The organism is Blautia sp. OM06-15AC (assembly GCF_003481425.1).
Taxonomy (GTDB): domain Bacteria; phylum Bacillota; class Clostridia; order Lachnospirales; family Lachnospiraceae; genus Fusicatenibacter; species Fusicatenibacter saccharivorans.
On sequence record NZ_QULD01000009.1, the window covers coordinates 13,130 to 32,844 of the forward strand.

The window sequence follows — 19,715 nt, forward strand, 5'->3', positions numbered from 1 at the left end:
TCTCTCACCTGCCTTACATAATTGCTGTTAATCTGTCCAGCACTTTTCTCATTTCCTGTAAGATTTCCTTCTGATTATTTTTCAATTCTTCAATATCCTCATGGTAAATGCTAACTGTTTCATTTGCTTTTTTTGCATACTGATTCAGATTATTTCCTGATATCTGTAGCAGCCTTAATATTTCTTTTAGATCCGACAGATCCATTACTATCACGCTTCATTATTTTTTCAAGTTCCTCTGGTGTAGCCCAGATATGAATGTCTTTGGTTCTTTCTAACATTCTCCAATTTCCCTTTCAAAACAACATCCCGGAATCGGTTTTCTCTCTGGAACAGGAAGCTGTGGTGTTGTCTATCTGCTCTGTTCTTTCAGTTTCTCCAATACAGGCAGGGCTTGATCATGGCGCCGTACTCATCGACTACGTCAATCACAATCACATTTTTCTTGGTGTCCGTTTTCCGCAGTCCCCTTCCGACCTGCTGCAGATAAAGAACCTTGGAAAGCGTAGGCCTTGCCATCACCAGAATGCCGAGTTCCGGATAATCCCATCCCTCTGAAATCATATTGCAGGCACACAGGAAACGAATTTCCTTTTCTTTGAACGCTTTCATAACAGAACTTTGATTTTTTGTCTGCCTTGTGTAGCTGGCCGCTGAAATATTTGCCTTATTAAGGAGCTTTGCCATTTCGTTCGCATGCGCAACATGACACAAAAAACAACACCCTGTCTCGTGCCCGCTTCGCCAGACGTAAAATACTCTGAAAGTACGTGGACAATCAGCTCATTTCTTGAAGTGACCCGGATTCTTTTCTCCAGATCCGCATTGACATAATCCCGCCCATTAAACCTTACACTGGAAAGATCAAGATTCGTTTCAATCCGGTAAACATTCGCTTTCGCGACCACTCCCTTTTCCATCGCTTCTTTTAAGGATAACGAAGTCGTATACGATCCAAACACCGTTTCCAGCTTTCTTTTATCCGGCCGCTGATCCGTCGCCGTCAGGCCTATCGTAAAAGCTGTCCGATAGTATTGCACGACTCTTTTCAGCACTGGCGCAACCGCATGATGTGCTTCATCCACGACAAGATAATTGTAATAGTCCGGTGCAGTGTCCGTATAATGTCTGGCCGCGAAGGCATACGTTCGAATATCAATCTTATCTTTTAACTCTGGCAGCGAAGCCTTTATTCTTTCTTCCCAGTCCAGCAAAAGATTGACTCCCGGAACCAGAATCAGGCCACGGAACTTTTGTTTTCCTTCTGCGAATGTCTGTAAATCTTCTTCCACAATTTTCGATTTTCCCGCTGCTGTAGGCAGCACAATCAAAAATGCTTTGATACCCGCTTCTCTGCGCTTTTGTATTTCCTGCAGGCTGACAGTCTGATGTTCATACAGCTCAACTTTTCTTTCAACTTTAATTCCGTCATCCACAAAATTCGAAGAATCTTTTCCAAAATACTGTTTGATATCATCCTCAATCCGACTGGCAAATTCGCAATCCTCTTTGGAAAAGCGAAATAATTTGATCCCCCACAGGGCACACGTATTTTGTTTCTTGAGCTGATTGCGATATTTTTCCTCTCCAATAATTTGCGGATGATGGTAATCAAGGCCGTTTTCTTCGATCGCATATTTCTGATCCTTTGTTCTGACAAAATAATCGAGAAAATAATTCCTTCCATTTTCATCACAAATTCCATATTCCCGCGTCAGATATCTCAGCGCATTCATTCCATAAACACTTGAAAAATTCTCTTCGAAATGAATTTCCAGCGGAGAAGCATCGGCCTGCTCGCTCCGATCTCCTGTGTTTCGTATATAACCGCCTTCCAGGACAATTCCATCTTTGGCAAGATATGAATCCAGATTTTCCCGCGCATATCCCAGAAAACGAAACACCCTTTGAAAGCGATGCATATAATCATTCTGCTTCTCCGTAATCAGCATATAGGGAAAAACCGGCTCTTTTGGCTCATGAGAGCAGATACCATCATCAATAACAACCATATCTATCCCATTATCATAAAACCGGGAAATTCCACCATTTGGATAACACACCTGTTCCCGAAATCTAAAATCTGCGTGTTCTGCTAGAAACCTGTCTTTTTCAATATCAGATTCAGCCACTTTTCCTTCTCCCTTCCCGGTCTTACATCATCCGTAATCCACTCTTCTTCTATTCGGATCTGCTCCACATCCTTGATAAAATCAGAAAAAGTATCCGGTGTGAAATCCGTAAAAAAACGGCCGTTTCTTTCGCCTTCAAACGTTCCATATTTAAAGGAGGTATAAATAATCCCATTAGTGTCCAACGCTGTTACCATCTTATGGAATACCATTTTTAATTCTTTTTTCGGTAAATGCAGAATCGATGAACACGCCCAGATACCGTCATATTGATTCATCTCATCCAAATCCTGAAATATCATGTTTTTTACCGGAATACCGGTATAGGCACTGGCGTATTTGCACAGTTCTTCTGAACCGTCCATCGCCGTAACAGCAAGACCGTTTCCAAGAAAATACTTCGTGTCTCTTCCGGAGCCACACCCGAAATCCAGCACTCTCTTTCCCGGCAAAGCGTTTAAAAATTTATCCTGCGTCGTCTGGAAATCTACAGAAACAGTGCCTTGTATGAAAGAAGCTGCATTTTGGTTGTAATAAGCGATTGTTTGGTTTTCCATATTGTGATGATCTCCTTGATAGAAAATGTAAAGCATGTGCTGTGCAAAACTGTTTTCTCTTTTTTCAAACCGAAAACACTTCTTCAGACATTTTATAGATACTTACTTGTCAAGTTCATTATATGCCTTTTTGACGATCTGCGCCATCAATAATCTTCTCTGCTTCAGAAATTCAGGATACGATAACTGCTCAAAATTCTCAGGTAATGCATTCTGAGCACAGGCAAGCCTGTATCCTTCTTCTCCTAATTTCTCTCGGTACCGGCAGACATATTCCGCCGGAGCTTCATCGGAAATATCAATGTTTGTTGTATAGTCCAAGTATGTAAAGTTCGCAATCTGGTTTCTGTCACGGTCATTATCGTACCCGATCTTTTCAAGATAATGTTTCGGAAAGATATGATGCTTGCCGCAGTGTCTGTAACCTGTTTGCCATACTGTAAAGCATCGTATATCATGTTTCGAACCGGCATTGCATAATGAATGTCTGTCTGATTTTCGATTCCAAGAAGCAGATAATACGTTTCCGATTCCTGCATAACCGCAGCTGTTTTCAATATATCCCGATATTTCTGAACCGGATCTTCTGTCATTTCGGTTATCTCTTTTGCCTCTTTTCTCTCTTTCTTTGCGCCAAACGATATGGCAATCTCTGTTGAATCAACTTCTGTCAGTTTTTCTGGATTAATAACTTTTCTTCCATTGTAGATAAGATAATTGAACGCATCTGCAAAAATGTTACTCTTTCGCATGTATGCTTTGGTAACAATATCCGGTTTTCCCATGTGCATACACCTCCTCAAAAATATTTCAGAGAAGTCTGCACCCTTCCAGTTGTTTTTCAACTTATCACGAATTGGCAGCTCTATCAAGTTGAAAATATGAACTGCGAACATCCTTCTTAAGAAGTCACTATAGCAAATTCACTACAATCCGGTCTATCCCGCGCAGCCCATACATTTTCCCCATCGTCTCCGGCTCCTGCAAGATCGACAAATCAATCCCAAACAACGAATTATACCTCCCCATCATCCGCAAATGCTCCGGATACAAAAACGCCTGTTCTTCACAGAATCTATGGCACTTCCGCACCGGCGTCTGCGCGCCGCGGCTTCCTTTAGTACATGCTGCATACAGTGGACAGTACTGTGAGGTATTGGTCTGATAAAATGGAAGATGCATACTGTTTTTCCCTTCTGGAAACTTCCTTGTACTGGTATCGCCGCAGCTCTCCCATTCATACCGTTCCATCCGAAATTCTTCTTTTAAATATTCCTGGTAAAACGCCGCATGAACGCTATTTTGTTCAAACAGCGTCCGGTTTCCCAGCTTATAGGCCATCCGTGGATCTTTTTTTCGCTTGTTGAGCAGCACGCCAAGGCAGAGAGAAAACACCGGAAGCTGAGCTGCCAGATGGGCCGTTCCCCAGTCATTTACGACAATCTCAATGGTTTTGTTCTTTTGTTCACACCATCTGGCAAGATGCTGCAGACGTGCTTGCGTTTCCGTCAGATTTTCTTCCAGCAAAAATGGAAAAGTAAGCGTAATTGAAAATGACTCCCGGCAGGCTTTATCCATCAGTGCGAACAGTTCCTCTTCCGTTGGTGCCAGATGCGGGCAGAAAGCATTTCCTATATAGAGCCGATCCGGGTGAAAAACCGGCGGATCTGCAATCTGGTTTCTCCGAAAATAAGCATCAAAAAACACCGCACTTTCCATCGAAAGATACGCCTTATACCATTCCGGCCGGTCCAGTTCGAGCGCCAGCTCAATCGGCTGCCCGGATCCGGCAGCACTATTTTGCAATGCCACAAAGGTTTCCTTCGTAATTCCGGAAAACCATACTTTTTTCTGCTCTTCCAGACTTTCCAGATGAAACGCGTCCTGCTCCGCAGGATATCCTGTTATCTCTTCTGCAAGCGCGGCATCATCATCTTCCATCTTCCACCGGATATACTGGCTGTATTGCAGGGCAAGGCGCTGTACCGCATTTTGATAATCTTCCTGTTCCGTGGCGAAAGTATAAACAACATCAAAATCTTCCTCTTTTTCCTGCAGAAAAGTCGCATCACGAAGAAGAATCCGCTGGTAGGATGCTGTTTTCTGATCGTAAAATGCCAGTTCCCACGGCGCATTTTTCTGCTCAACTGTAGTCGGTGTCGCAAGACGGGTCTGAAAGCCATATTCTGAAATTGCCGTGATCCGCACTTCCTTATCTCCCCAGTATCCCGCTAGGATTCCAAACGGCAGCATGGAAATCCATGGCCATTGACTGATTTCTTTTTCCCGTTCTTTTTTCTGTTTCATTGATTCAAATCTCCTGTTTTCTGATACCATCCAGTATACCTGTTTTCCTGGAAAACTCAAATAAAAAAATCCACCCACGCCCGGAAGCAGTCTCACCAGAGACCTCCAAGTCATGGATGAATTTTTATTTTCTACCAAATATGTAGTTTGTTACATTATTTTTTCAGGCAAACTCAGCAAATCTTATAAAGATGTTCACGAAGCTGCCTCTTTTGTAAACGTCTCAATCAACTCTTTGGCATCATCATATCCCTGTCCTTCCAGTTCTTTCTGATACCACTCGTCCACGCCGTCTACGGCCTGTTTGAACGAATCGATGTCCATATCCTCATAATTGGTAATGGTAACACCATTTTCATTCTGCCAGCGGTTCTTGATTTCGTCATCACCGGCGCGGTTGATTTCACGCTCGTACTGTGTTGCCAGACGTCCGCACTCATCGATTACTTCCTGCTGCTCCGAAGTCATACTGTCGTAAATGTCCCCGTTGATGCAGAAGAACAGACAGTCATAAATTGCATTCCACATCGAGCAGTACGGCTGTACTTCCTGTACGCTGGCTGCATCGATAGCCGGAAGCGGATTTTCCTGACCTTCTACGGTTTTCTGCTGCAGGGCCGTGTAGGTCTCGGACCAGTTCATGTTGGTCGCATCGGCGCCCCAGCGTTTGTAACATTCCATCAGCAGGTTGCTTCCTGCCACACGGATTTTCAGGTTTTTCATATCATCGACGGTTTTTACTTCCTGCTTGCTGTTGGTCAGCTGGCGGAAACCGTTCTCAGCGATTCCCATGCAGTGCAGGCCGTACTCATCAAGGATCTCTTTTAATTTTTCGCCTGCCTCGCCGTCCAGTTTGGCATCCGCATCTTCTACGGAATCAAACAGAAACGGAAGGGATACGACGTTAAATCTCGGATCAAATGCAGAGTAAATCAGATTGCTGTGCATCGAAATCTGTACCGGATCTCCATCAATCAGTGCCTGGATACCCTCGGACTGGTTTCCGTTGGTCAGCTGGTCTGCGGCATATACGTTGACTTTGATCTTGCCGCCGGTTGCTTTTTCGATCAGTTCTCCGAACTTCCGGCCGCCTTCTGCCCAGGTACTGGTTTCTGTCGTGGAGCAGGTGAAGTTCCAGGTCTGCTCCGGCCAGTCGAGATCGCTTCTGTCTTCTACATCGTAGGTGCTTGCAGAAGATGTATCTTTCTTTGTAAAGGCTTCAATCAGATCTTTGGCATCGTCATAACCTGCGGTTTCCAGTTCCTTCTGATACCACGCATCTACACCGTCTACCGCCTGTTTGAAGGAGTCGATGTCCATATCTTCGTATTTGGTGATCTTGACACCGTTCTCGTTCTGCCAGCGGTCCATAATCTCATTATCACCGGCACGGTTGATGGCACGTTCGTAGTCTACTGCTTTCTGTCCGGCCTCATCGACAACTTTCTGCTGCTCCGGGGTCAGATTGTTATAGATGTCTCCGTTAATGCAGAAGAACAGGCAGTCATAAATTGCATTCCACATGGAGCAGTACGGCTGTACTTCCTGTACGCTGGCTGCATCGATAGCCGGAAGCGGATTCTCCTGGCCTTCTACGGTTTTCTGCTGCAGGGCGGTGTAGGTCTCAGACCAGTTCATGTTGGTCGCATCGGCACCCCAGCGTTTGTAGCACTCCATCAGCAGGTTACTTCCTGCTACACGGATTTTCAGGTTCTTCATATCATCGACGGTTTTTACTTCCTGCTTGCTGTTGGTCAGCTGACGGAAACCGTTCTCGGCGATTCCCATGCAGTGCAGGCCGTACTCATCGAGGATTGCTTTTAATTTTTCGCCTGCCTCGCCGTCCAGTTTGGCATCCGCATCTTCTACGGAATCAAACAGGAACGGAAGAGATACGACGTTAAATCTCGGGTCAAATGCAGAGTAAATCAGGTTGCTGTGCATCGAAATCTGTACCGGATCTCCGTTCATCAGTGCCTGGATTCCCTCGGACTGGTTTCCGTTGGTCAGCTGGTCTGCAGCGTATACATTGACTTTGATCTTGCCGCCGGTTGCTTTTTCCATGAGCTCGCCGAACTTGCGTCCGCCTTCTGCCCAGGTACTGTTCTCGGTGGTGGAGCAGGTAAAGTTCCAGGTCTGCTCTTCCCATCCAAGGTCACTGTAATCAGCGATATCATTGTAATCCTCATTGCCGGAGGAATTTCCTGCTGTGCTGCCATCCGCACCATCGCCACTGGAAGTATCGGAATTCGTTGCTGCAGCTACCGTTCCGGTATAAGCTCCGTCTTTTGCCAGTGCTTTTGGAAGGAACGTGGAAATCTGCGGAACATACGTAATCAGAAGCAGAACTGCTACCGATGCTGCGATCATTGGCATAACGGCTTTGGAAATCTGCTGAATGGTAACTTCCATTCCTTTTTTCAGTTTTACGGAAATGGCGACAAACAGGTTGACACCGACCGGCGGAGTTACCTGTCCGATGGCCAGGTTGACCGTTGCCACGATACCGAATGCTATCAGGTCATAGCCAAGGGCTTTGCAGACCGGAAGCATAATCGGGATGAAAATATACATGGCAGAGTTTGCATCGATAAAGCATCCTGCAATCAGGAAAATGATATTGACAATCAGAAGGAATACAAACTGGTTATGAGCAACGCTTCCAAGAAGATCCGACGCTGCCTGCGCAATACCAAACTTTGTGCAGACAAAGGAGAACAGAGAAGCACTTGCGACGATCAGCATAATTCCACCGGTTGTTTTGGCAGAATCTACCATCAGATCCCACAGGTCTTTCAGTTTGATCTCTTTATAAATAAAGATTCCGACAAACAGACCGTATACAACGGAAACGGCAGCTGCCTCGGTCGGGGTGAAAATACTTCCATAGATACCGCCAAGGATGATGACCGGCATTAAGAATCCCCAGAAAGCATCTTTAAAAGCATCCCATCTTTCTTTGGCTGTTGCTTTTTTCTGGGTCGGCTGAATGTTGTGTTTCTTTGCCTCCAGAAGAACAACGATGACAAGGGCCACACCCATCAGAATACCAGGAACGATACCTGCTGTGAACATATCGGCGATGGATACGCCTGTGATGGATGCATAAACAACGAATGCAATACTCGGCGGTATGACGATCGCAATCGAACTTGACGTCGCCATCAGGGCCGTGGAAAACGGAGCAGAAAATCCGCCTCGCTCAATCATGGCAGGGATCAGAACCATACCAAGTGCTGCTACGGTTGCCGGACCGGAACCGGAAATCGCGCCAAAGAAGCAGGCTACGATAACGCATACGATCGCGATACCGCCCTTTTTATGGCCGACGCAGGTGTCGACGAAACGAATCAGTCGTTTGGAAATGCCCGCTTTTGCCATAATGTTTCCGGACAGTACAAAGAACGGAATGGCAAGGAGCAAAAATTTACTGATACCGGAATACATATTGGTTGCTACGATGGTCAGGGATGTACCGGAGTACAGGATCGCGCAGATCGAAGACAGACCAAGGCAGATGCCAATCGGGATACCAAGGATCAGAAAAACAAAGAATGAAAGAAAAAGAATTGCACTGATCATTTTTTCTGTCCCTCCTCTTTTGCTTTTACGAATGTATCAATCAGATATTCGATCATGTGCAGCGTCATGCAGGCTGCGCCGATCGGTACGAAAGACCAGAAAATCCATTCCGGCCAGTTTAAAACGAACGTTCTCTTTCCGTTGGCAAGCTGGGTCAGTACCTTGTCCATGCCGTATTTAAACAGAACTACGGTAAAGGCAACACTAAATGCTGTGTTGACAACCAGCAGGATTCTTCTCGCCTTCGCAGAAAGACGGTCCGGCAGCAAAGAAAGATTGACCAGTTCTCCGTCACGGGCAGCAAGCGCTGCTGCGAGAAGTGTAATCAGGACAAATACCGCAACGACAAGCTCTTCGGTAAATGACCAGGACTGATGCAGTACCTTACGGGAAAGAACGTTTCCCACCGTAAGCACAACAATCAGGATCGTGGACAGCACGAGAACCAGTTTCTCAACAAATGCCAGTCCATTCATGATTTTTTTGTACACTTTCATATGTTTCCTCCCTTTTCCCGCTGTCAGGTACAATGTTCCAGCAGGATCTATTCTTTGCCAGGCTGTATTACCGGGGTGAATTTGCAGCTGACAAACAAAAAAATCCGCCCCTCAACGAGGGACGGAACTGTTCTTTTCCCGCAACCACCCTTGTCTCTTCTTTGAAACAAGCACGAATACAACGCACAAGCATACGCGGTTTCTGTAACGGGAAACTCCCGTGAAAACCTACTGGAATTCCGGCACATAGTACGATACACGGCCGATTCGTTGGGCTTTCCTTCTCCAAGATGATTTTCAATCCAGATTCGTTGCTGTCTCGCACCTTTCCGGCAGCTCTCTGAAAACGATTTGTCTGCATTTACTTTTTCTTTTCTCAGAATTTGCTTTTACACGACAGAAGCAATTTTAACGCGATTTTTGTTGATTGTCAAGAATTGGCTGGAAAAATTTGTTGATTTTTTGAAAAACCGCATTTTTTTCGGTTTCTGACCTTTTTCTTGCATCTTTTCCATATCTTTTATATAATAATCTGCGGTATCCGAAATATGCAGCCTGATTTTTCATCTCGATCTTCCAACATCAGTCCTGCTTATTCATGAAAGGATGATTTTTATGATAAAAAAACTGATTTCCTTTTTTCAAAAAGATGCAGTGCTTACCGTCTCTTTTTTTCTTGCAGTGCTTTCCTGCTTTTTCTGTCCTCCCGGTCCACAGTATCTTGGCTATCTGGATTTTCATACTCTGATCCTGCTGTTCTGTCTGATGCTGATTGTCGCGGGCCTGCGGGAATGTGGCGTATTTGACTGGCTTGGCACCAGTCTTCTCCGGCATGTAAACTCAGAACGGATGGTTGCTCTGCTTCTGATTTCCCTGTGCTTTTTCTGCAGCATGCTGATTACCAATGATGTCGCTCTGATTACCTTTGTTCCGTTTGGCATTCTGCTTCTGCGAATGTGCCATATGGAGCAGAAAAAAATACTTCTTGTCACCTTTATGACCATGGCTGCAAACCTTGGCAGTATGTTTACTCCTATCGGCAATCCGCAGAATCTTTATCTGTATTCGCTTTCCGGACTTTCCCTTTTGCAGTTTCTGCTTATGATGCTGCCTTATACTCTGGGTGCTGCAGTTCTTTTTCTGATCTGCATTTTTCTGTTTTTCTCCGGAAAAAAAATTTCCGTTTCCCTGGGGAAAAAAGCGATTACTCATCCGCGGCAAATCGCAGTTTTTGCAGCTCTTTTTTTCTGCTGTATTCTTACGGTTGCCAAACTTCTCCCGCATAGTATTCTGCTTCTGATCACGATTGCCGGGATCTGCCTGGTGAACCGCAGCCTTTACCGCAGAGCAGACTACTCTCTTTTGTTCACTTTTGTGTTTTTCTTTCTTTTTATTGGAAACATGAAACAAATGGCAGCGCTTCGTATTTATCTGGAACAGATGATTACCGGACACGAACGGCTTCTTTCCGTCCTCACAAGCCAGATCATCAGCAATGTTCCTGCCGCCATGCTGCTTTCCGGATATACAAAAGAAATCCCGGAACTGATTGTAGGAACCAACCTCGGCGGCCTCGGGACTTTAATTGCATCTATGGCAAGCCTGATCTCCTATCGCCAGATTACGGCCGCAGACGCTTCCTGCCGCAAAAGATATATCCTGATTTTTACTGTTTTCAATCTTGTTTTTCTTGCTATTTTGTATCAGATACGCTAAAATAAAAAGAAGATCCGGCTGTACGGGTCTTTTTTCACGGCATTTTATACCGTCTCATGATTACTGTACTTAGCATTTTATATTGAAAAAGAAAGGGTTTCATTTATGAAGATAGATCTCAGAAACGTTCCGGATGCCGAGGTTTCCGGCATTGATCTTGCAAATGTTGACATTACTGTTCCGGCGCCGGAGACAGAACCGCAGCGTCAGTATTACTTTATGGCACTTTTAAAACAGCAGCTCGTACCGGAGCGTGCAAAACAAAACGGAAAAGAGTATCTGACTGCCTGCATCACAACCTTCGGCTGCCAGATGAACGCCCGCGATTCCGAAAAACTGGAGGGAATTCTGGAAACCGTCGGCTACCACATTGTGGAGACCGAAGATGCCGATTTTGTTGTTTACAACACCTGTACCGTCCGTGAAAACGCAAATCTGCGTGTCTACGGTCGTCTTGGACAGCTTGGCAAGTACAAAAAGAAAAATCCGGGCATGATTATTTCCCTCTGCGGATGCATGATGCAGGAGCCGCTTGTTGTCGAAAAACTCAAAAAAAGCTACCATTTCGTCAACCTGATTTTCGGAACGCATAATATCTACCGCTTTGCCGAGTATCTTGTCCGCTGCATGACAGAGAACCGCATGGTGATCGATATCTGGAAAGATACCGATAAAATCGTGGAAAATCTCCCGGTTGACCGCAAATATCCGTTCAAGTCGGGTGTTAATATTATGTTCGGCTGCAATAACTTCTGCAGCTACTGTATCGTACCGTATGTGCGCGGCCGCGAACGCAGCCGGAAGCCGGAGGAAATCATCGCAGAGATCAAACGCCTCGTTGCAGACGGCGTTGTTGAAATCATGCTGCTTGGTCAGAATGTCAATTCCTACGGAAAGAATCTCGAGGAGCCGATGACGTTTGCACAGCTTCTGCGCAAGGCAAATCAGATTGAAGGGCTGAAACGCATCCGTTTCATGACCTCACATCCGAAGGATCTCTCGGAAGAACTGATCGATGCAATGCGCGACTGCGAGAAGGTCTGCCTCCATCTTCATCTTCCGCTCCAGTCCGGAAGCAGCCGTATCTTAAAACTGATGAACCGCCGTTATACCAAAGAGCAGTATCTCGACCTAGTAGACCGAATCCGCGCAAAAGTGCCGGATATTTCTCTGACAACAGATATTATCGTTGGTTTCCCTGGTGAGACCGAAGAAGATTTTCTGGAAACACTGGATGTGGTCCGCCGCGTTCGTTACGACAGCGCGTTTACCTTCCAGTATTCCAGAAGAACCGGAACACCGGCAGCTGCCATGGAAGACCAGATCCCGGTGGATGTTGTAAAAGACCGTTTTGACCGTCTTCTTGCCGAGGTCCAGGAAATTTCCCGCGAGGTAACCGCAAGACATCTTCATACCGTACAGGAAGTTCTGGTGGAAAGTATCAATGAGCAGGACGCTTCTCTTGTCACCGGCCGTATGAGCAACAATACGCTGGTTCATTTCCCGGGAGATGCTTCGATGATCGGAACGCTGCGGAACGTTTCCCTGGACGAATGCCGCGGCTTCTACTATATGGGAACGCTTGTTTAACCAAAAGACCCTGCCCGCACAGTTTTTCAGTCTTTGAAAAGACTATGTTACAAAGCTGTGCAGGCAGGGTTTTTATATATAACTTCTCCTTTTATCCTCTCACATCTGGAGTTTTCCCGGAGAGCCGCCTCTGATAAAAGAAGTAGGTAATCATAAGCATAACTCCAGCTCCGACCCATGCGGAAATTTCTGCGAATGCCACTCCGCGGAACGCAAGGCGCGGTGCTAAAAGCAGCACAACCATGACGCGCATGGCAACCTCCACAATCCCGGACACCATCGGCAGAACTGTTTTTCCCATTCCCTGGCAGGCGTTTCGGAAGACAAACAGCCAGCCAAGGGCGAACAGGGCAACTCCGGTAACCGGCAGAAAGATACAGGTATAGGAAATGACTGTCGCATCATTCAGCATCAGGGATGCCAGAAGCTTCGGGCAGAAAATTTCCAGTGCTGCAAAAGGAAGATTGACAAGGACAGAAAGCACGACACCTGCCCTGACTCCCTGTTTGATCCGGTCGTATTTTCCGGCTCCATAATTTTGTCCTGTAAAAGTCAGAAGTGCAAGTCCAAGTGTTATACCCGGCTGCTCGAACAGACCGCACACCTTCATACATGCAGCATAAGCTGCGACATAAGCCGTTCCCATCTGATTGACAAAAACCTGAAGGACCATACCGCCCACCGCAGTTACAGAATTCATCACAGCTACCGGCAGGCCTTTTCCAACGAGTGCGCCAAGAAGTACACCATCTGCCCTCCAGTCTGTTTTCCGCGGAAGCAGTTCTGCGGCGCGCCGGATATATACCAGACAGTAAAGGGCAGAAACCACCTGCGCCAGAACCGTTGCAAGCGCCGCTCCAAACACGCCCATGCCAAACGGAAATACAAATAGAAGATCCAGCACAATATTGACCACCGACGAAACGATCATAGAAGCCAGCGGCACTTTACTGTTTCCGACGGACCGGAGAAGCGTCATGGCAAAGTTATTAAAAATGGTAACGGTACTGCCCGCCAGAATGGTTCCAAAATAAACCAGAGTGTCTGTCATCATATCCTCCGGTGTCTGGAGAAAGACAAACAGACGGCGCATCCAAAACAGACTGCCCACCGTAATTACAATTCCAATGGCAAGGCAGATATAAACCGACATCGCAATTTCTTTCCGCAGTTTTTCGATATCATTCGCTCCAAAGGAGTGGGAAATACAGATCCCAAGTCCTCCGGTAAGCCCCATGGCAAAGCCGAGAATCAAAAAATGTACCGAACTGGTATTTCCAACCGCTGCCAGGGCCACATCTCCGATCCCCTTTCCAACGACCATGGAATCCACAAAGCTGTAAAGCTGCTGAAAAAGATTTCCGATCAGAATCGGCAGGAAAAACTGAAAAATCAGCTTCATGCTGTTGCCCTGCGTCATATCATTTGTTGTTTTTTGCATGATGATAATCTTGTAACCTTTCCTTTCTTCATTCCTTCTTGCAAATCATATAAAATCACTATATACTAAAAGAAATTTGTTTCCATCCACAGTCAGTATGGAACATCCACTACGAACGAAAAGTGAGACATCTATGAATAACTTATATGAATATATCGACCCCATCGCCTCTCCTTATGAGGCTTTTCTTTTTGACAGCACGCGGGACTCCCTTCCGATTCCTGCTCACTGGCACTATTATGTAGAACTTCTCTACGTTCTGAAAGGAGAAATTGAGGTTTCCCTTGATAATGTGACATCCATCGGAACGGAAGGATCTGTGATCCTTTTTCCGCCCAAATGCGTTCATTCTATCGCGCTTGCAAAGGGGTCTGTTCCGGTGCAGTATGATGTGATTAAATTTGACCCCAATCTTCTGCCCACCTGCAAGACGGATGAGCTGGATCTGCGTTCGATTCTGCACGGCATCCACACGTTCCGCTGCCCCTGTATTTTTTCTCCGGAGCAGGTACGGAAAATGAACCTTTTTCCTCTTTTTTCGGATATTCTTAAGGAATACCGGGATAAAGAGCTTGGCTATTCCATGATTCTTACAGCGGATCTTCGGAAAATCATCAGCCGTTTTGTACGGAATTGGCAGAAAAGCGGGACTTCTTTTCCGTCTCCCGGCGTGCATCCTTCCTACGAAATCAGTTTTGACCTGATTTCCGAATACATTGATTCCCATTATTTTGAAGAACTGACCGTAGAGAAACTTGCCGCCATGTGCAACATGTCGCACTCCACATTTTCCATGAATTTTTACCGCCGCTACAATATGACCTGCAAAGAATATATTACGGCAACCAGAATCAATGCGGCAGAAAACATGCTGCTTTTTTCCAGTCACGATGTTTCTTTTATTGCCAGAGAAGTCGGCTATCCGGACTGCAGCTATTTCATCCGGTGTTATAAAAAAATAAAAGGAATCACACCGAAACAGGCCAGAAAAATCCAGGCAGAAAAAAATAAATAACGTTATTTTGCAGAAAAGGGCACGCATTCATTTTGCGTGCCCTTTTTCCATGCCTTATCGTTCTGCTGTCTCGTATACGCTTCGTACGCGGTATGCGCCCGATACGCCGGTTCCCTTGGCGGTAAAGTCTGCGGTCGGCAGAATACGGAAGGTCTTTGTTCCTGCTTCCATATCAACGAAGTTATCGTCCAGGCGAAGCACACCGTTTTCGGTCTCTACGCTGACAGATTTTGCGAAGTTCTCTGCCGTTACAGTTACGGTATCGCCGTCTACCGATACAGAAAGTTTCGGATCTGCGAAATGGTAATGCTTCGGTGCACAGAACAGCGTTGATCCGGAAGATACGACGTTTCCATCGACAACCAGCTCATACGTCAGATGAACTTCCAGCGGATCCTGACCGTTGAAATCAAGATGCGGCATCCACTGTCCGCCGTAGGCCGGTGCGTTGACCTCGAAGGTTCCCTCTTTGACTACGGAAGAATCCGGACGGCGCAGAGACCATTTTACGGTTCCAACAATCGGCTCACCCGTCTCATTCGCAACGTGAAGGTCTGCACTGACATCGATTGGATGCGGCAGGGTGTTGACAAACGGTTTCTGATCGATCTCTCCATGCTCCTCACAGGAAAGCAGAACCGGTGCGAACATCTTCTTCTCTGCGTACTGCAGGGCTTTCCAGTTTCCGTAGTAATCGACGCTTGCCCAGGATGCTACCGGCCAGATATCGTTCAGCTGCCATACAACAGCACCCATGCAGGTACCGCGGAAGCGGCGGAAATGCTCTACTCCGTAGCGGATGGCATCGGCCTGAAGAAGCTGTGAGCAGTAAAGAAGCTCATCGAAGTTCTTCGGGTACAGGTAGGTCTGTGAGATATAGTTCAGGATCTTTCCGTTGGCAGCCGTATTTCTCTGGTGCATTTCCATAACGCGTGAGAAGATGTTGCGGTCGCCGTCTTCTGTAAACCGTTTTACGGTCTGCAGTGACGGGAAGGACTGGAATCCGAACTCGGACAGGAAACGGTAATGGTGGGAACGATAAGCGGTAAACGGCTCGCTTCCGTGCCATACGCCCCAGTAATGGGTATCGCCGACGTTCTCTGCATTACTGTTTTCGTAATTTCCGCCTGAAGACGGGGATGACGGCCAGTAGAATTTCTCCGGATCCTCTTCTTTGACGATTTTCGGAATGATGTACTCGTACAGATGGATATAATCGTAATACTGTTTCTTGGATTTCGGCCATGCCATCATTTCGTACTGTGTCTCCATCTCATTGTTTCCGCACCACAGAGCGATGCTTGCATGAGAACGAAGTCTGCGTACATTCTGACGGATTTCTGTGGAGATATTCTCCTCAAAGTGATCTGACAGCTCATAGGAAGCGCAGGCAAACATGAAGTCATGCCAGATCAGAAGTCCTCTCTCATCGCAGACATCATAGAAGAAGTCATCGAGGAAGTATCCGCCGCCCCATATACGCAGGGAATTGAAGTTTGCTTCCTGTGCGGATTTTAACAGCAGATCGGTACGTTCTCTCGTCTGGCGGGTTAAAATATTATCCTCCGGAATGTAATCCGCGCCCATCGCGAAAATCTGCAGTCCGTTGATTTCATATGCAAAGTTGCGGCCTTTTACCGTCTTTGCTGCTTTATCGGTGATAATTACTTTCTTCTCACCGTTTGTCATAACCATGTTGTCGCCGTCGTCGTAATCTGGTGCCTGTCCGGTCATGTGCTCATCATAAACTTCATCTTCCATCGGATCGGTATTGACCGTGATGGTGCGAAGACCCATTTTTTTCTCCCAGGTATCCAGGGTATCCTCTGCAACAAGCGCTACCTTTACCTGATACAGTGCCTGTGCGCCGTAACCGTTCGGCCACCACAGCTCCGGATTTTCTACGGTAAGAGAAGCCTGTACATGGTTGCTGCGAAGCTCACACGTAAGACCAGTCAGATTCTTTGCCGGTGCTGAATGGGTCAGCGGATCGATGCTGCCGCTTTCTGCGGTCAGAACGGTTTTTCCATCCGGAGAAGTAACCGTCATGACAATTTTTACATTTCCGTCGGTAACTCCCGGCATCCACTCGATCTGGGCATCTGCCGTCAGGCGAACAGAATCAACAACGTTTCCGTGAACCGTTTTTCCGGTTACGTGATGCTCCTGTCCTACAAATACCTGTGCCAGACGGGCTGTTTTTACTGCGAGAACGGAAGCTTCACGGAACAGTCCTGCATCTGGCAGACGCGGGCCCCAGTCCCAGCCGTACATGCACGCTGCTTTACGGATATGCGGGAATCCCGGCATTGCATCGGAGGATCCGCCAACCGGGCATTTTGTATCTTCTTCCTCAATGAATTTGGTCGGGGAATGCAGAATCACTTTTACCTGATATACGGTATCGGCTGCATCACCTGCAACAAGATCGGTAATATCGTACTCCCAGACACGGTTCATGTTGTCTGCGGAGCCGATTTTCTCTCCGTTCAGATAAACATCCGCGATCGTATCAATTCCGTCGAAATGTAAAAACAGGCGGTCCGCTTTTCTGTCTTCCTCTCCGATCACGATTTCTGTCTCGTATGCGAAATCGTTCTCCATCAGTTTCAGTGCGTCGAGTTCATTGTCACGATAAAACGGATCCGGGATCAGATCTTTTTCCAGAAGTGTGCCGTAAACGGTAGACGGAACCTTTGTCTCAATTGGAGTCTCTGGAATATCGTAAACATTTTTTCCAAGGACCGTTAAGGTCCAGTTGTCTTTCAGACATATTGTATGCATTACAGTATGTCCCCCTTTCTTACATAGTTTCTGCTTCTTCGCGTAGTTTCACCACGCTTTTTCTTTCTTCCTATCTTACTTCTTTTGTGCAGAAAATGGTACAAAAAAGCTCTTGAAAAATAGGAAAAATCTCCAAATGCACAAAAATTTTCGCAAAAACAGGAAAACAGTGAGACAAATTCTCAATCATCACTTTGACAGATTTGGAAAATGTGATAGAATAAAAATGTTGGCATCCCATTTAAAAATGCCGACATTATTTTTCGAAAAGAAAGATGAGGAAAAAACTATGATACCAGAAAGATTAGCTGCTCTCCGTGAAAAAATGAGAGCATACGGCGTGGACGCTTATCTGGTTCCGACCGCCGATTATCATGAATCCGAATATGTAGGAACTTACTTTAAAGCAAGAACGTATATTACCGGTTTTACCGGTTCTGCCGGAACTGCTGTGATTACGCAGGACGAAGCGTGCCTCTGGACCGATGGCCGCTACTTCGTACAGGCAGCCAAAGAACTTGCCGGAACCGGCGTTACCTTAATGAAAATGGGCCAGGAAGGCGTTCCGACGGTAGAGGAATACCTGGCAGCAAATACAAAAGAGGGCATGACCATTGGTTTTGACGGCCGCGTTGTCAATGAAATGCTCGGCGAAGCACTGGAGAAAACACTTCCGGAGCGTTTTCTTTCCTATCGAAGCGACCTGATCGGTGAGATCTGGTCGGACCGCCCGGCACTTTCCGCAGAACCCGTGTGGATCCTTGATGCAAAATATACCGGTGAATCCGCTGCGGAGCGTCTTGCAAAAGTACGCGAAAAGATGAAAGAGAACGGTGCCGAAGTGCATATTCTGACTGCACTGGATGATATCGCCTGGATGCTGAATATCCGTGGAAACGATATTCCATGCAACCCGGTTGTCCTCTCCTATCTCGTACTGACAGAAACCGAGAGTCATCTGTTCATTCAGGAAGAAACCTTAAATGAGAAAGTAAAACAGTATCTTGCTGATCTTGGCATTTCCCTTCATCCATACGATGCTGTTTATGATTTTGTTTCCGGCATCACAGGAAAAACCATTCTTCTGGAGAAAGCCAAAGTCAACTACACGATCTGCCAGAGTGTCATGGGCAGCAATACGATTGTCAATGTCATGAACCCGGCTTCTTCTTTAAAAGCAGTCAAAACACCGGTTGAGATGGAAAACATCCGAAAAGCCCACATCAAAGACGGCGTTGCCGTTACCCGTTTCGCATACTGGTTAAAGAAGAATATCGGTAAGATCCCAATGGATGAGGTTTCCGTTGCTGAAAAACTGGAATCCTTCCGGAAGGAGCAGGAAGGCTTTATTGAGCCAAGCTTCGGAACGATTTCCGCTTACGGCCCGAATGCTGCTATGTGCCATTATCAGGCAACGAAAGACAATTTCTCTGTTCTGCAGCCAAAAGGCATGTACCTGGTGGACTCCGGCGGACAGTATTATGAGGGAACGACCGATATTACCAGAACAATCGTAGTTGGACCGCTGACCGAGGAAGAAAAAGAACATTTCACCATCACTGCGATGGGAACCCTGCGTCTTGGAAACGCAAAATTTCTCCATGGATGCATCGGCATCAATCTCGATTACCTCGCAAGACAGGCATTCTGGGAGAGAGGTCTTGACTTCAATCACGGAACCGGCCACGGCGTCGGCTATCTCTTAAATGTCCATGAGCGTCCAAACGGTTTCCGCTGGAAAATGGTTCCGGAGCGCATGGAAAATGCCGTTCTCGAGGAAGGTATGCTGACCTCCGACGAACCAGGTATCTATATTGAAGGAAGCCACGGTATCCGTACCGAGAACCTGATGCTCTGCCGCAAAGCAGAAAAGAACATGTATGGCCAGTTCATGCGCTTTGAGTTCGTTACCATGGTTCCGATCGACCTCGACGGTATCGATACGCAGTATATGACGGAGAAAGATGTCGAGCTGCTGAATAATTACCACAAAGAAGTGTATGAGAAGATTTCTCCTTATCTGGAAGGGGACGAAAAAGAGTGGCTGAAAGAAGCCACCCGCACGATTTCCAAATAAGATGCAAAAACGCTGTT

At 46.4% G+C, this 19,715-nt stretch carries 15 protein-coding genes, 1 pseudogene and 1 other annotated feature; of the genes and pseudogenes, 4 read left to right on the top strand and 12 right to left on the bottom strand.

The window, feature by feature from the left end; genetic code table 11:
- Positions 1–13: 13 nt before the first annotated feature.
- The 10 genes and pseudogenes from mobC to DXB83_RS16500 form a co-directional block, all read right to left on the bottom strand.
- Entirely contained in the window at positions 14–205 is a 192-nt protein-coding gene (mobC, locus tag DXB83_RS11835) for a plasmid mobilization relaxosome protein MobC (protein WP_242991212.1), read from the bottom strand.
- Complete coding sequence (locus DXB83_RS17030) at positions 150–281, bottom strand: hypothetical protein (RefSeq protein ID WP_256359700.1); 132 nt, start codon at positions 279–281, stop codon at positions 150–152. The genes mobC and DXB83_RS17030 overlap by 56 nt, the downstream gene beginning before the upstream one ends.
- An 88-nt stretch (positions 282–369) precedes the next feature.
- Entirely contained in the window at positions 370–687 is a 318-nt protein-coding gene (locus tag DXB83_RS11840; RefSeq protein ID WP_118697670.1) for a DEAD/DEAH box helicase, read from the bottom strand.
- On the bottom strand, positions 609–2,012 hold the full coding sequence (locus DXB83_RS11845) for a DEAD/DEAH box helicase (protein ID WP_147326135.1): 1,404 nt from the start codon (positions 2,010–2,012) through the stop codon (positions 609–611). Before DXB83_RS11845 ends, DXB83_RS11840 begins: the two co-directional genes overlap by 79 nt.
- A gap of 83 nt (positions 2,013–2,095) precedes the next feature.
- Positions 2,096–2,689 carry a class I SAM-dependent methyltransferase gene (locus DXB83_RS11850; protein WP_118697671.1) on the bottom strand — a complete coding sequence of 198 codons (594 nt, stop codon included), beginning with the start codon at positions 2,687–2,689 and terminating at the stop codon, positions 2,096–2,098.
- 407 nt (positions 2,690–3,096) lie between these two features.
- A pseudogene (locus DXB83_RS16495) lies at positions 3,097–3,474 on the bottom strand (transposase); the annotation flags it as partial.
- Positions 3,475–3,601: 127 nt separating this feature from the next.
- On the bottom strand, positions 3,602–4,996 hold the full coding sequence (locus tag DXB83_RS11860; protein ID WP_118697672.1) for a hypothetical protein: 1,395 nt from the start codon (positions 4,994–4,996) through the stop codon (positions 3,602–3,604).
- A gap of 195 nt (positions 4,997–5,191) precedes the next feature.
- Positions 5,192–8,578: a TRAP transporter large permease subunit gene (locus tag DXB83_RS11865; protein ID WP_118697673.1), complete on the bottom strand. Its 3,387-nt coding sequence runs from the start codon at positions 8,576–8,578 to the stop codon at positions 5,192–5,194.
- Complete coding sequence (locus DXB83_RS11870) at positions 8,575–9,075, bottom strand: TRAP transporter small permease (RefSeq protein ID WP_055228267.1); 501 nt, start codon at positions 9,073–9,075, stop codon at positions 8,575–8,577. Before DXB83_RS11870 ends, DXB83_RS11865 begins: the two co-directional genes overlap by 4 nt.
- 114 nt (positions 9,076–9,189) lie before the next feature.
- Positions 9,190–9,462, bottom strand: a binding site (T-box leader).
- 21 nt (positions 9,463–9,483) lie between these two features.
- A complete protein-coding gene (locus DXB83_RS16500; protein WP_158581112.1) occupies positions 9,484–9,642 on the bottom strand; it encodes a hypothetical protein in 159 nt (52 codons plus the stop codon).
- Between the two features lie 48 nt (positions 9,643–9,690).
- Here DXB83_RS16500 and DXB83_RS11875 point away from each other — a divergent pair, with 48 nt between their 5' ends.
- Both DXB83_RS11875 and miaB read left to right on the top strand, forming a co-directional pair.
- Entirely contained in the window at positions 9,691–10,791 is a 1,101-nt protein-coding gene (locus tag DXB83_RS11875; protein ID WP_055228266.1) for an SLC13 family permease, read from the top strand.
- 105 nt (positions 10,792–10,896) lie between these two features.
- Positions 10,897–12,381: a tRNA (N6-isopentenyl adenosine(37)-C2)-methylthiotransferase MiaB gene (gene miaB / locus DXB83_RS11880; protein WP_055228265.1), complete on the top strand. Its 1,485-nt coding sequence runs from the start codon at positions 10,897–10,899 to the stop codon at positions 12,379–12,381.
- Between the two features lie 91 nt (positions 12,382–12,472).
- Here miaB and DXB83_RS11885 read toward each other — a convergent pair whose 3' ends face one another.
- Entirely contained in the window at positions 12,473–13,822 is a 1,350-nt protein-coding gene (locus DXB83_RS11885; RefSeq protein ID WP_118666789.1) for an MATE family efflux transporter, read from the bottom strand.
- A gap of 133 nt (positions 13,823–13,955) precedes the next feature.
- Between DXB83_RS11885 and DXB83_RS11890 the strand changes: the two genes are divergently transcribed.
- Positions 13,956–14,837: an AraC family transcriptional regulator gene (locus tag DXB83_RS11890; RefSeq protein WP_055266011.1), complete on the top strand. Its 882-nt coding sequence runs from the start codon at positions 13,956–13,958 to the stop codon at positions 14,835–14,837.
- A gap of 54 nt (positions 14,838–14,891) precedes the next feature.
- Here the strand turns inward: DXB83_RS11890 and DXB83_RS11895 are convergent, their stop codons facing one another.
- Positions 14,892–17,621, bottom strand: a complete 2,730-nt coding sequence (locus DXB83_RS11895) for a beta-mannosidase (RefSeq protein WP_118697674.1) — start codon at positions 17,619–17,621, stop codon at positions 14,892–14,894.
- A gap of 289 nt (positions 17,622–17,910) precedes the next feature.
- On the opposite strand from DXB83_RS11895, the gene DXB83_RS11900 reads away from it, so the two are divergent.
- The gene (locus DXB83_RS11900; RefSeq protein ID WP_118697704.1) at positions 17,911–19,698 is read left to right on the top strand and encodes an aminopeptidase P family protein; all 1,788 of its coding nucleotides are present in this window, start codon (positions 17,911–17,913) and stop codon (positions 19,696–19,698) included.
- The last annotated feature ends 17 nt before the right edge of the window (positions 19,699–19,715 follow it).